Raw genomic sequence first — 12,762 nt, 5'->3', positions numbered from 1 at the left:
CCACCATGCCACAACGCACCCCACAACCAGGCGACCTGGAAGCCATCGAAACCGCCAGCAAGGACGAGCTGCAGTCCTTGCAATTGCAGCGCCTGAAATGGTCGCTCAAGCACGCCTACGACAACGTGCCGCATTACCGCGCCTCGTTCGACGCCGCCGGCGTGCATCCGGACGACCTGAAGACGCTGGCCGACCTGGCCAAATTCCCGTTCACCGGCAAGAAGGACCTGCGCGACAACTACCCGTTCAACATGTTTGCGGTGCCGCGCGAGCAGGTCGTGCGCATCCACGCCTCCAGCGGCACCACCGGCAAGCCGACCGTGGTCGGCTACACCCAGAACGACATCGACACCTGGGCCACCGTGGTGGCGCGTTCGATCCGCGCAGCCGGCGGCCGCAAGGGCGACATCGTGCATATCTCCTACGGCTATGGCCTGTTCACCGGCGGCCTGGGCGCGCACTACGGCGCCGAGAAGCTGGGCTGCACGGTGATCCCGATGTCGGGCGGCCAGACCGAGAAACAAGTCCAGCTGATCCAGGATTTCAAGCCGAGCATCATCATGGTGACGCCGTCGTACATGCTCAACATCATTGAAGAATTCCAACGCCAGGGTCTGGATGCGGTCGACAGTTCGCTCAAGGTCGGCATCTTCGGCGCGGAGCCGTGGACCGACGCCATGCGCGCCGAGATCCAGGCGCGCGCCGGCATTGACGCGGTCGACATCTACGGCCTGTCCGAAGTCATGGGACCGGGCGTGGCCAGCGAATGCATTGAAAGCAAGGACGGCCCGGTGATCTGGGAAGATCATTTCTATCCCGAAATCATCAACCCGGAAACCGGCGAAGTGCTGCCGGACGGCTCCGACGGCGAACTGGTGTTCACCTCGCTGACCAAGGAAGCGCTGCCGATCATTCGCTACCGCACCCGCGACCTGACGCGCCTGCTGCCGGCGACCTCGCGCTCCATGCGCCGCATCGGCAAGATCACCGGCCGCTCCGACGACATGCTGATCATCCGCGGCGTGAACGTGTTTCCGACCCAGATCGAAGAACTGATCCTGAAGATGCCGAAGCTGGCGCCGCAGTATCAGCTGGTGGTCGGTCGCAACGGCCATCTCGACACCTTGGGCGTGACGGTCGAACTGCGTCCCGAAGTTGCGCTGTCGGCGGGCGACATTGATGCGCTGGCGAACGAGCTGCAGCATCACATCAAGACGCACGTGGGCGTGACCACGGCGGTGCAGGTGGTGGCCAGCGGCAAGATCGAGCGGTCAGCCGTGGGCAAGGCCAAGCGCGTGATCGACCAGCGTCCGAAGGTGGTGCATGAAGCGCCGACCGGCGCGATCTGAACAACACGAACCAACCCCTATTCAGCCATCAGGCAACAGACAAGGAACATCATGGAAGCTTTTATCTGCGACGCCATCCGCACCCCTTTCGGCCGCTTTGGCGGCGCCCTGGCCGGCGTACGCGCCGATGACCTGGCCGCGTTGCCGATCCGTGCGCTGATCGAACGCAATCCCGGCGTCGACTGGACCAAGGTCGACGACATCATCTACGGCTGCGCCAACCAGGCCGGTGAAGACAACCGCAACGTGGCGCGCATGGCAGGCCTGCTGGCCGGCTTGCCGGTCGAGGTGCCTGGCACTACCTTGAACCGCCTGTGCGGTTCGAGCATGGATGCGGTGGGCACCGCCGCCCGCGCCATCAAGGCCGGTGAATGCGACCTGGTGATCGCCGGCGGCGTGGAAAGCATGACGCGCGCGCCGTTCGTGATGGCCAAGGCGGAGTCTGCCTTCTCACGCTCGGCAAAGATCGAAGACACCACCATCGGCTGGCGTTTCATCAATCCGCTGATGAAGGCCAAATACGGCATCGACTCCATGCCGGAGACGGCAGAAAACGTGGCTGACGAGTTCAAGATCAACCGCGCCGACCAGGACGCCTTCGCCGTGCGCAGTCAGCAACGCTGGGCCGCCGCCAATGCAGCCGGTTTCTTCGCCGGCGAAATCGTGCCGGTCACGATCCCGCAAAAGAAGGGCGATCCCAAGATCGTCAAGGACGACGAGCATCCGCGCCCTGACACCACGGTCGAAGCGCTGGGTCGCCTGAAAGGCGTGGTCCGTCCGGACGGCACCGTCACCGCCGGCAACGCCTCTGGCGTCAACGACGGCGCCTGCGCCGTGCTGCTGGCCTCGGCCGCCGCCGTCGACCGCTATAAATTGAAGCCGCGCGCCAAGGTGCTGGGCATGGCCACAGCGGGCTTGGCGCCGCGCATCATGGGCTTCGGCCCGTCGCCGGCTTCGCGCAAGGTGTTGGCCCAGACCGGACTGACGCTGGAACAAATGGATGTGATCGAACTCAACGAAGCCTTCGCAGCACAAGGCCTGGCGGTGACACGCGATCTCGGCCTGGCGGACGATGCCGCCCACGTCAATCCGAACGGCGGCGCCATCGCCATCGGCCACCCGCTGGGCGCGTCCGGTGCACGCCTGATCACCACCGCGATCAACCAGCTGGAACGCACCGGCGGCCGCTACGCGCTGTGCACCATGTGCATCGGCGTCGGCCAGGGTATCGCCGTGATCATCGAACGCGTCTGAAGGGCGGCCACTCCATGAGCGACCAACCTGTCACCGCCCATCAGGACATCCTGGTTGAACGCAGCAGCGCGCACGTGCTGCTGATCACGCTCAACCGCCCGGACGTGCGCAATGCGCTGCGCAACAACAGCCTGCGCGAAATCGCCGCAGAGCTGGCGCTGGCGGAAGCCGACGACAGCATCCGCGTGGTGGTTATCACCGGCGGCGCGAAAGTATTCGCCGCCGGCGCCGACATCAACGAGATGGCGCAAACCGACGCCATCGGCGCCCTGCTCGACGTCCGTCCGCAATACTGGAAAGCCATCGCCGGATTCAGCAAGCCGCTGCTGGCCGCCGTCAATGGTTACGCGCTGGGCGCCGGCTGCGAAATGCTGATGCACGCCGACATCGCCATCGCCGGGCGCGGCGCCAAGATCGGCCAACCGGAAATCAACCTCGGCACCATCCCCGGCGCAGGCGGCACGCAGCGCCTGATCCGTACGGTCGGCAAGCCGCTGGCGATGAAGATGGTGCTGAGCGGAGAGTTCTTGTCGGCTGACGATGCTTTGTCTGCGGGCCTGATTGCCGAAGTTGCCGACGATGAGCAAACGCTGCCGCGTGCGCTGGCGCTGGCCGAGACCATCGCCGCCAAGTCGCCGCTGGCGTTGCGGCTGGCAAAGGAAGCCATGCTCAAGTCATATGAGCTGGGCTTGGAAGCCGGCCTGAACCTGGAGCGCAAGTCCTTCTCGCTGCTGGCAGCCAGCAAAGATCGCCGCGAGGGAATCGCTGCGTTCAAGGAAAAGCGCGCAGCGAAGTTTGTCGGACGCTGAATCGGGTCTGCATTCTTTCCGATGCCGGTGACGCGGCAATCCCATGGAAAAAGCCGTCTCGTGGACGGCTTTTTCTTTGAGGGGACGCAGTTGATTAGCGCGTCACGCTCGGGCTTGCGACTTTGCCGACGATATTGAGGTCCGGCTTCTTGCTGGCGGCCTGGGGCGTGAACTCGCAGCGCGCTTCCGCCGTGTCGAACACGATGCCTTTGGCGTCCGTCGGACGCGGCGGCAGCTGGTACTGCACCGAACATTGCTGGGTCGCCGCAGGTCCCCAACGCATCTGAAGGCTTCCCTGATCCTCGTTGGTGGTGCGCACGAACACACGGCCGCCCTGCCCGGCCAGACCGATCGAGTTGCCCTTGTCATCCAGCGCTTCGGCGCCGAACGGCACCGCATCGCCGTTGGGCAGCGTCACCTGCAACAGCATGGAGCGGCCGCTCACGGTCGGATATTTCAACATCACCACTGCCCCTGCCCGCGGCGCCACGCGCTGGCTGGTCACCGCCAGTTCGACGTCGGTAGAGGTACCCTTGGGATCAAGGGCAATTTCATTGAGACGGTATGGCGTCATGTAAGGCACGACGGCGTAGCCGCGACCGTCCACCCGCACGCCGGCGGTGTTGACCATGGCGCCTTCGGCGTCGCGCGCCTCGACGATACCGATGGTTTCACCCACCGATTGGGCCAGCGTCACGCCGCCCGGATGCGCGACGATGGCGCCGGACACCTGCGCCGACATTTGCGTCGAACCGCCGGTCGTATAACCGTAGCTGCCGCCGACATTGGCGTAAGCGGCCCGGTACTGGCCATTGACCGACGCGGTCGAGGAACCCGGGTTCTTGCCTGCGCTGACACCATAGCTGAACGCATTGTCCTCTCCCAGCACGCCGCCGAGTGTCGATTGCAAACTGGTGCCGCCGGCGCTGTCCTTGCTGACGCTGGCCGTCATCATCGGCGAATGCACTTCGCGTCCGAGCGGCATGCTGGCGCTGGCGTAGTACTGGGTGCTGGTGGCGCCGGTGGCCAAGTCTTTCTGGCGCTGCATGTAGACGCTGTAGCTGATCATCTTCCAGTTGTTGTTGTAGCCGGCCTGGTATTGCAGTGTCGAGCCGTCGCGGTTCCAGTAGTTCTGCATCGAACTGCTGAGGTAGAAGGAACCATTCTTGTCGCCCAGGGACTGATTGACCAACAATTGCAGCTGGCTGCGTTGGCGGTCGATCTGACTGCCGGGCAATCCTCTTGCGATCTGGTCTTTTGCCGCCAACAGGTCCTGCAGGCGCATGAAACCTGCGCTGGAATACCGATATGCCGCCAGTGACAGATTGGTGCCGGTGTCTTTCAGCAACTTGCTGTAATCGGCCCGGTAGCTCTGACCGGAACGCGTCTCCTGTTCCGACACCTTGGCGTGCGACTGCGTCATGCTGGCCGAGAACGCGCCGACCTCGGTGTTGAGCGCCGCGCCGCCTACCGCCGACAGATAATCGTTGGCCGCCTGGGCGCCGCCGAACAGCGTGACGCTGTTGGTCATGCCGCGCTCATACGTCGCCTGGACGAAATTGGCCTGCGACAATCCGTAGCTGCGTGTGCGACCGGCGGTGACGCTGTAGCGGCCGACGCCTGGGCGCAGCAATCGCGCCACTGATGAATACGGGATGGTGAAACTGCTGCGGCTGCCGTCAGCTTCCGTGACGACGACCGTCAGGTCGCCGCCGTAACCGGTGGCGTACAGATCGTTGATCTCGAACTGACCGGGAGCGACCGTGGTTTCATAGAGGATGTTGCCGCCCTGGGACACCGTCACCTTGGCGTTCGTTTTGGCGACACCGCGCACCACCGGCGCATAGCCGCTGAGGGAGTCCGGCAGCATGCGATCATCCGATGCCAGCCGCACGCCACGGAACGAGAAACTGTCGAAAAAATTACCTGGCGTGAACGTGTCGCCGATGGTCAGCTGGCTTTTCAGGTCGATGAGATCGCGCTGCAGATAGGTCGCGGTATTCTGGAAACGCGTCTGACCGCCGCTTTGTTTCGTCACCGCCGAAAAATTGCGCAGGCGCCAGTCGCCCAGATTGATGCCGCCGTTGAGACCCAGATAAGAGGATGAATTGGACGGCGCTCCAGGCGTGCTGGTGCGATAGGTATTGAAGTTGTAGCCGAGGATCCCCGCATTGACGCCGCGATCCCAGAATTCCGGACTGACGTAGCCGCGCGCCTGCCGGCGCAGCGCAATCTGCGGAATACTGACATTCAGGCGCAGTTCGGCATTGTCGAACGATGCGGTCGCACTGGGAATCAGTTCTTCAATATCGAGGCAGCTTTCCGGTGCTGCCTGCTTGATGATCGCCAGCGCCTCGGGCGAGAGTTTGGCGAAGTCGACACCGGCCATGTCGAGGAAAGCACGATCCGCACAGAACACCACGTTGGTCGGATCGCCATTGACACTGCGCATCACCACATCCGACCGCCCCATCCAGGAGTCATTCACGTAGACGTCGGCGCGATACGACCCGGCCTGGACCGGATTGCCGTTCTGGAAGCGCGACAAATCGACCGACTTGCCATCCTTGCGCTGCAGGAACTGGTCGTTGAACTGTGCCTGCGCCAGGGTAGTCGGCTTCTTTTCCGCGTAAGCGGCGCTGGCCGGCAACGCGGCAAGCATGATCAGGATCATGTTGCATAAGGGCTTGCGCTTGAACGTCTGTCGAATGGGTTTCATGGTTTCTGCTTTGCCCTCTTGCGAGGGCCTGCTGCGTTTCAATGAGGGTAAAAATGGCACGGCGATATGTTCACCGCCCGGACGATCACTTCGATAACACGCCTTCGCCGACAACGCCGGCGCCATAGTCATTCAGGAATTCGAACTTCACTTTTTGCCCCGCAGCCGGCATGCTCTTGAGGTCCTTGAGCGGATATCGCTGGGTGCCGCCCGGCTCGACCATGCCGCCTTCGCTATTCATGATGTCTTTTCCGCCTTCCACCGACGCGGCCAGGCCGGCATTGATCAGGTTGTAGTAATACGGCGACGGGTTCTTGACCTCGAGCGCGTAACCGGCGTCTTCGCGCACGACTGTCCATGTCATCTGCGATGGCACCTTGTAATAGGCCTCTTGGTTGTCCAGGGCCTTGGGACGGTAGAACACCTTGATGCGTGTACGGAAGGCCATCTGCATGAAGTTGACGTTTTCCGCGTCCAGATCGACCGGCCGCGGCGGCACTTCGAGCAGGTTCAGGTAGAAAACCGATTCCCTGTCCTGCGGCAGGGGCTCGCGCGTGTAGATCATGCGCAGGGTCTGTCCCTTGCCCGGTTCGATACGGAACAACGGCGGCGTCAGGATGAACGGCACTTTGGTTTCATCCGGTTTGGCATCGGGGTTGCCTGCGTCCATCCACATCTGGATCAGACCTGGCGATTGCCCTTCGTTGCTGAGGCGTACGGACACTTCTTTTTCGCTGGACGGAAAAATCACGCGCGTGCCGTGGATAATCACGCTTGCCCAGCTGGAGGCGGCGCCGGCAGCCAGCAGCAAGGCAACGGCTGTTCTTGTTATGGTGCGTTTCATAGGTATCCCTTATTTGCTGTTGATGAGCCCGGATGCATGAGGCTGATGCCCGACACCCGGACTCAGGTGCAAAGATGGCGTCAAAAAAAGCCGGCCCAAGACCGGCGCTTTTTTGAACCGGACGACTTATTGAAAATCGAGGCTGTACTGAACTGTGGTAACGACCTGACCTCTTGTTGCTATGCCAGTTGCCACATACTTGGTGCCGTAGACGACTGTCGCGGTGCCGGTGCTGGGGGTTGCAGAAGTGTCGCCGGTGATCGGGATATAGGGATTGCCACCTGTGTTTTGATCGCCGCCGATATTGATATCCGAGAAGTCCGAATTGATCAAACCGATTTCAACATTGGTGGCAAAATTCGCACCAGTGGTATTGATCAGACGATGCGTCGTAGGATTCACTGTCGGACCGCCGTCAAATCGGACGCGGACAGCGCCGTTCGCGGCAGGAGTGGCGCCGTTATTGGTGCAACCGGTCAGAACGAATCTGATCGTATCGTTCCGGACAACAGCAGTTTGACCCTTACCGGCAAGCGCAGAAGTTGGAGCAGAGTCCAATTTAACTGTGAAGTCCTTGGTACCACCGTTGCCGCTGATGCTGCAGGTCTGACCGGTGACATTACCGTTGAAGGTGATGGTACCGTCAGCCGCTTGGGAAAGAACTGGTGCTGCCGCGATCACCAGCAACGAAGACAGGATGATTTTTTTCATGTTGATACTCCAAATGGAATTTAAAATTTTTCGCAATTCATGCAGATGCCTGAACCTGCAAAAGACCTTGCTACAGCTTCCCCCGATACCGCCGGGCGACCTTGCATTGCGTAGCGTGACGTTGCGTTGAGCGTGTCGCTTTTGGTTCTGACACATTCATCACAGGACGCATCATAGGGATTCACCGGTGCTAAAAATATAAGAAAAATCTCAAACTGCTCCCGATGAAAAAAATCCGACAAAATCCGTTGAGACAGGACATGAAAACTCTGCGCGCTGCACAACAATCAGACCATCAAGATGAATGTCGAGACGCGTTCTCTGCTCCGGCAACGCAATGCTGCGCGCAGAGCAATGCATGTTTCAGGAAAAGAAAAGCGAAGACGCGCACGCGTCTCGCCTCACCGGGTGCGGAAGGAAAAAGCGAAAAGGAAAAGGAAAATGGGAAGGAGGAAAGAAAGAGCGCGCCCCATCTGCTGCGCTCTGTCGAAGATGATTGTTTTCCGCTTCGCGCCGGACGATGTCCGTCGCATATCCCTGCAGATCAATCTATTTTTTTGGCCGCGAGTGCGGCGATTGCCAACCCCTCTTTTATCAATCGATAAAAATCAGATCATGCCAGTCGCGTACGCGTACTTGATCAGGTCTGCGTCCGTCGCCAGGCCAAGCTTGCGCATGGCGTTGTTCTTATGCGTGCTGACGGTACTGGGCGTACGCGACAGTCGATCACAGATGTCGCCGAGAGAGCAGCCGCCGACGAACAGTCGCACCACTTCCAACTCGCTCATGGTGAGCTCCTTGTTTTGTGCGAACGCATCGCCCTGGGCCCAGCTCATTTCCAGCTCGCCGCGCAACGAGACGGGGAAATAGACCTGCTTGGCCGATTGGGTGGCGAGACAGGCGTTGACCAGTTCATCGGCTTTTTCTTTCTTGCTGATGACGGAGAAGACGCCCATGCGATACAGGCGCTTGACCACGGCGCTGTTGCTCATCGCGGTGTAGACGATCAACTTGGTTGACGGAAACTCGGCGCGGATGCGCTTGATCAGCACGAAGCCGTCAGCCTCGTCCTTCTCTTCGGTGGGCATGGCAAAGTCGGTGATGACCACTTCACAAGGCGTGCGCTGCAGGGACTCCAGCAATTCGTCGCCGGTGTGCGCCATCAGCACGATGCGGAATTCCGGCAGGCGGCCCAGTTCGTGTTTGAGTGCGTTGAGCACCACCGGATGATCATCTGCAATCGCGATTTGCAGGACCTTGTTCAAAATTAAACTCATACATTCTCCTATCATTAATTTGCACGCTTAGCGGCTTCAACCATACGCACTTCGTGCAAGTGCGATATGCCCCTCAAAAAATATATGCTCTGGAGTGGCAGCCATCTTGCTTGGTTCCCTGCTGTTTTTCGCTAATCCCGGCAAAGCGTTTTTTCTCCTATGACGCGTGGCGAAAAATATTTTTTTGCGATTTTTTTAAATTGCGAAAAAGCAACAGCAAACAAAACTATCGCGACATATAATCTAGAAAAAATTCAATTCAATATAAGTAACACCCTCTCAAACTCTCGAAAAAATTCGATATAACATCGAATTGCTCAGTCCGTTTCAGCAGCCTATTTTTCGAGGAGTATCAACCCATGCCCACCACCATCCGCTTTCAACGCCTGGCCGTCTTCGGCATCATCGGCACATGCTCTTCGCTGGCTTTCGCCATTGGAGGAACCATACGCTTTTCCGGAGCAATCGTCGATCCGGGATGCACGGTGGAAACCCAGGCGATCGACATGAAGACACTGTCGACGTCGCGCGGCGGCAGCAAGATTCCCTTCAGCGTGTATTGCGACAACAGCCAGTCCGTGCGGATTTCCATGCAGGACATGGGCACGGCGACCGGCCGCAAGACCTTCGACGGCGGTACGGCGGGTGCGGAAGTTGCCATCAGTCATGGCGCGACGCTGATCGGTCCGGGCGACAGCATCAGCTACAACTTCAAGGGCAGACAGGCGGTGTCCATTCCATTGACGGCAACTTTGCGCAAGGCGGCCAACGTCGATGCCGCCGCCATGCACAGCACCGTACTGGTTTCTTTCGACTATCGCTAGAAAGTAAAACGGACGGCTACGCCAGGCGGCGCAGCACGTCCGTTCAGTGAAGTGCGCGAGCTGCGCGCACCTGCACTACCGTCACCAATAATCTTCGGTAATGAATTGACCTCCGCCAGCACGGCGGCACGGACCGAGTCCGCGCTCGCGCAGGATTTCCCGCACCTCGGTGATCATGTCGGGATTGCCGCACACCATCAGGCGTGATGCGTCGGCATTGATGTCGAGCCCGGCTTTGCGCTCAAGGCTGCCGTCGCGCAAGGCGCTGGTGATGCGTCCGTGCAGGCGGTCAGGATGTCCGGCGGCATCGTCGCGCGTGGTCATGGGGATGAGCTGCAACCGGCCCGGCAGGTTTTGCGCTGCAGCCTGTTCACGCAAGGCCTGGAATTTTTCCTGATAGGTCAGCTCTTCTTCGTGGCGTACGCAGTGCACCAGCACCAAATTGCGGAATTGCCGCCAGACTTCCGGCTGCTGCAGGATGGAAACATAAGGTCCCAGCCCGGTCCCGGTCGCCAACATCCAGAAGTCGTCGCCGCCGCCAAACCGGTCGGGCGTCATGAAGCCGTAGCTGAGCTTTTCGACCCACACCGGGTCGCCCGGCTTCAGGGCGTTCAGCGCGGTGGTGAACAGGCCGTCGGGAACCACGATGGCGTAGTACTCCAGTTCGTGTTCCGTCTCGGCCGACGTGATCGAATAGGCGCGCCAGACCATTTCGCCGTTGACCAGCAAGCCCAGCCGAGCGAACTGGCCGGGTGTAAAACGATATTCTGCGGGACGCGTGGTCCGGAAGGTCAGCAATTTGTCGGTCCAGCGATGCACGGAAACCAAGGTTTCCTGTGTGGCCTTTTCGGTTGCCGGGATTTGCGCGTTCACGTCCTTGCTCCTTGTCTGCATGCATTAGAACCCGTTTCACAAAGAAACGGGCTCTAACATCCCGAACGTCCAGCGACGTCTGGGAAAACTCTCAAAAATGCCCTGCCCGGGGCTTGCTTCGCTCGATACGCCACTTTGCCGGATACAATGGCAACTGATCGCCGCGAAGGGCTGCCCATACGTCCGCCGGCGCCAATAGCCATGCGCGTTGCAGGGGAACTAATCCCCTCCGGCAGGGCCACAACCAACATCCTAACCGCACTTCAGCCTGAACGCCCCGGCAAGTGCATGATTACGAAAAACCAAGAATCAACGAACACCCGATGAAATGGACTTGCCGATTAGCGATTGCCCTCCTGTCCTGCGCTGCCGGCGCGGCGCATGCCGCCTACAAGGTTGAGATCAGCGCCCCCGATCCGCTCAAGAAAATCCTCAAGGAGCACCTCGACCTGATGCGTTATCAGGACCGCGCAGACCTGAGCGAGGAACAATTGCAATTCCTGCTCGACACCGTCAGCGACCAGGTGGTGCAACTGGCCTCGACCGAAGGTTATTTTTCGCCCAAAACCGAAGTCCGCCTGGACAAGGACGGCAAGCAGGAAAAGTTGGTGCAGCTGCATGTCGACGCCGGTCCGCAGACAAAGATCAACTCGGCTGACGTCAGCGTCTCCGGCGCGGCCGCCGAGCAGGACGCCGCACGCGTGAGCGATATTCAGAAAACCTGGGCGCTGCCGGTCGGCGCGCCATTCCGCCAGGAAGACTGGGACAAGGCCAAGAACCAGGGCTTGGACAAATTGCAGCAGCACAAATACGCCGCCGCCCGTATCGCAGAATCGCAGGCCAGCGTCGACCCCGACGACCAGCAGGCCGACCTGACCGTGCACTACGACAGCGGCCCGCGCTTCACGCTCGGTCCGCTGCAGATCACCGGCACCAAGCGCTATCCCGAAAGCATCATCCGTAACGTCAACCCGCTCAGCGTCGGCGAAGAGTACGACGTCAATCGCCTGCTGTCGCTGCAACGCCAGATCCAGAACACGCCCTACTTCAGCAATGCCATCGTCGGCATCGACAACGATCCTGAAAACGCCGACATGGCGCCCGTAAAAGTGCAAGTCACCGAATTCGCCACGCAACGCATTCGCACCGGTATCGGGTACGCCACCGACACCGGCGCCCAGGTCGAAGGCCGCTATTCGCACTACAACGTGTTCAACAAGGCATACGTGTTCGACAGCCAGCTGCGGCTCGAACAGAAACGCCAGTACGGCCTCCTCAACCTGGCCATGCCGCCCGATACAAAAGCCTTCGTCAACAGCGTCAACGCCTCGATGGAGCGCACCCGCCTGGAAGGCGTCGACTTGCGCAGCCTGCGCACCGGCATCAAGCGCGCACGCACGGGCGAGTTCTACGACACCGCCTACACGCTGACCTACTACCGCGACCAGCTGCAACAGGAAAACGGCGCCACCCTGCCGCCCGACACTGTCGTCACGCAAGGCCGCCATCAGGCGCTGGTACCGGGCTTCTCGTGGGCGCGCCGCAACGTCGACGACCCCATCTTCCCGCGCAAGGGCAACCTGCTGACGCTGGAAACCGGCTTCGCCGTCAAGGGCGTGATCACCGACCAGACCTTCGGCCGCCTGTACGGTCGCTTCAAGCAATATCTGCCGGTCGCCAAGCGCGACCTGATCATCCTGCGTACCGAGCTCGGCGGCGTGTTCACCAAAGGCTCGGCCTCCGAAGTGCCGGCGTCGCTGCTGTTCCGCGCGGGCGGCAACGATTCGGTGCGCGGCTACAGTTATCAAAGCATCGGCAATGAAGTCAACGGCACCGTCTATCCGACCAAATACCTGGTGACCGGCAGCGCCGAGTACCAGCGCTGGTTCACGGAAAAATGGGGCGCGGCGGTGTTCTACGATGTCGGCGCCGCCGCCGACAACTGGAACAACAAGACCTTCTATAACGGCGTCGGCACCGGCGCGCGCTGGCGCAGTCCGGTCGGTTCGCTCAACCTCGACCTGGCCTATGGCGTGCAAAAGAAGCAGATCCGTCCGCACATTTCGCTGGGCATCGCTTTCTGATTCGCTCTTGAACCTCAA

The 12,762-nt window shown here is 60.5% G+C and carries 11 protein-coding genes; 6 read left to right on the top strand and 5 right to left on the bottom strand.

The genetic code is table 11. The features are described 5' to 3' along the window. Positions 1 to 5: 5 nt before the first annotated feature. From paaK to ACIROW_RS20660, 3 genes are read left to right on the top strand one after another with little or no spacing between them, the layout of a single operon-like run. Positions 6 to 1,349, top strand: coding sequence for a phenylacetate--CoA ligase PaaK (gene paaK, locus ACIROW_RS20670; RefSeq protein WP_402278419.1), 1,344 nt, complete (start codon positions 6 to 8; stop codon positions 1,347 to 1,349). A gap of 51 nt (positions 1,350 to 1,400) precedes the next feature. Continuing rightward, complete coding sequence (gene pcaF, locus ACIROW_RS20665; protein WP_402278417.1) at positions 1,401 to 2,603, top strand: 3-oxoadipyl-CoA thiolase; 1,203 nt, start codon at positions 1,401 to 1,403, stop codon at positions 2,601 to 2,603. 14 nt (positions 2,604 to 2,617) lie between these two features. Beyond that, complete coding sequence (locus ACIROW_RS20660; protein WP_402278415.1) at positions 2,618 to 3,412, top strand: enoyl-CoA hydratase-related protein; 795 nt, start codon at positions 2,618 to 2,620, stop codon at positions 3,410 to 3,412. Positions 3,413 to 3,506: 94 nt separating this feature from the next. Here the strand turns inward: ACIROW_RS20660 and ACIROW_RS20655 are convergent, their stop codons facing one another. The 3 genes from ACIROW_RS20655 to ACIROW_RS20645 form a co-directional block, all read right to left on the bottom strand. Continuing rightward, complete coding sequence (locus ACIROW_RS20655) at positions 3,507 to 6,131, bottom strand: fimbria/pilus outer membrane usher protein (protein ID WP_402278413.1); 2,625 nt, start codon at positions 6,129 to 6,131, stop codon at positions 3,507 to 3,509. An 85-nt stretch (positions 6,132 to 6,216) separates the two neighbouring features. Further along, positions 6,217 to 6,975 (bottom strand): molecular chaperone, encoded by a 759-nt coding sequence (locus tag ACIROW_RS20650; RefSeq protein WP_402278411.1) that lies wholly within the window; start codon positions 6,973 to 6,975, stop codon positions 6,217 to 6,219. Between the two features lie 126 nt (positions 6,976 to 7,101). Beyond that, positions 7,102 to 7,686 (bottom strand): fimbrial protein, encoded by a 585-nt coding sequence (locus ACIROW_RS20645; protein ID WP_402278409.1) that lies wholly within the window; start codon positions 7,684 to 7,686, stop codon positions 7,102 to 7,104. 260 nt (positions 7,687 to 7,946) lie between these two features. Between ACIROW_RS20645 and ACIROW_RS20640 the strand changes: the two genes are divergently transcribed. Next, on the top strand, positions 7,947 to 8,291 hold the full coding sequence (locus tag ACIROW_RS20640) for a hypothetical protein (protein ID WP_402278407.1): 345 nt from the start codon (positions 7,947 to 7,949) through the stop codon (positions 8,289 to 8,291). Positions 8,292 to 8,294: 3 nt separating this feature from the next. On the opposite strand, the gene ACIROW_RS20635 is transcribed toward ACIROW_RS20640, so the two are convergent. Beyond that, positions 8,295 to 8,963 carry a response regulator gene (locus ACIROW_RS20635; protein WP_402278405.1) on the bottom strand — a complete coding sequence of 223 codons (669 nt, stop codon included), beginning with the start codon at positions 8,961 to 8,963 and terminating at the stop codon, positions 8,295 to 8,297. Positions 8,964 to 9,322: 359 nt separating this feature from the next. On the opposite strand from ACIROW_RS20635, the gene ACIROW_RS20630 reads away from it, so the two are divergent. After that, entirely contained in the window at positions 9,323 to 9,787 is a 465-nt protein-coding gene (locus ACIROW_RS20630; protein ID WP_402278403.1) for a fimbrial protein, read from the top strand. Positions 9,788 to 9,868: 81 nt separating this feature from the next. On the opposite strand, the gene ACIROW_RS20625 is transcribed toward ACIROW_RS20630, so the two are convergent. Continuing rightward, the gene (locus tag ACIROW_RS20625) at positions 9,869 to 10,681 is read right to left on the bottom strand and encodes a ferredoxin--NADP reductase (protein WP_402278401.1); all 813 of its coding nucleotides are present in this window, start codon (positions 10,679 to 10,681) and stop codon (positions 9,869 to 9,871) included. 302 nt (positions 10,682 to 10,983) lie between these two features. On the opposite strand from ACIROW_RS20625, the gene ACIROW_RS20620 reads away from it, so the two are divergent. Next, positions 10,984 to 12,744: an autotransporter assembly complex family protein gene (locus ACIROW_RS20620; protein ID WP_402278399.1), complete on the top strand. Its 1,761-nt coding sequence runs from the start codon at positions 10,984 to 10,986 to the stop codon at positions 12,742 to 12,744. Positions 12,745 to 12,762: the final 18 nt, after the last annotated feature.

It is taken from the genome of Herbaspirillum sp. NPDC101397, from assembly GCF_044767325.1.
Lineage (GTDB): Bacteria > Pseudomonadota > Gammaproteobacteria > Burkholderiales > Burkholderiaceae_D > Herbaspirillum.
This window is presented reverse-complemented; position numbering and strand designations above follow the sequence as displayed.

Excerpts from the sequence above, each read along its gene's own strand:
- ACIROW_RS20630 (WP_402278403.1), top strand. The coding sequence starts at position 9,323 with ATGCCCACCACCATCCGCTTTCAACGCCTGGCCGTCTTCGGCATCATC.
- ACIROW_RS20635 (WP_402278405.1), bottom strand. The coding sequence starts at position 8,963 with ATGAGTTTAATTTTGAACAAGGTCCTGCAAATCGCGATTGCAGATGAT.
- ACIROW_RS20640 (WP_402278407.1), top strand. The coding sequence starts at position 7,947 with ATGAAAACTCTGCGCGCTGCACAACAATCAGACCATCAAGATGAATGT.
- ACIROW_RS20620 (WP_402278399.1), top strand. The coding sequence starts at position 10,984 with ATGAAATGGACTTGCCGATTAGCGATTGCCCTCCTGTCCTGCGCTGCC.
- paaK (WP_402278419.1), top strand. The coding sequence starts at position 6 with ATGCCACAACGCACCCCACAACCAGGCGACCTGGAAGCCATCGAAACC.
- ACIROW_RS20650 (WP_402278411.1), bottom strand. The coding sequence starts at position 6,975 with ATGAAACGCACCATAACAAGAACAGCCGTTGCCTTGCTGCTGGCTGCC.
- pcaF (WP_402278417.1), top strand. The coding sequence starts at position 1,401 with ATGGAAGCTTTTATCTGCGACGCCATCCGCACCCCTTTCGGCCGCTTT.
- ACIROW_RS20660 (WP_402278415.1), top strand. The coding sequence starts at position 2,618 with ATGAGCGACCAACCTGTCACCGCCCATCAGGACATCCTGGTTGAACGC.
- ACIROW_RS20625 (WP_402278401.1), bottom strand. The coding sequence starts at position 10,681 with ATGCAGACAAGGAGCAAGGACGTGAACGCGCAAATCCCGGCAACCGAA.
- ACIROW_RS20645 (WP_402278409.1), bottom strand. The coding sequence starts at position 7,686 with ATGAAAAAAATCATCCTGTCTTCGTTGCTGGTGATCGCGGCAGCACCA.
- ACIROW_RS20655 (WP_402278413.1), bottom strand. The coding sequence starts at position 6,131 with ATGAAACCCATTCGACAGACGTTCAAGCGCAAGCCCTTATGCAACATG.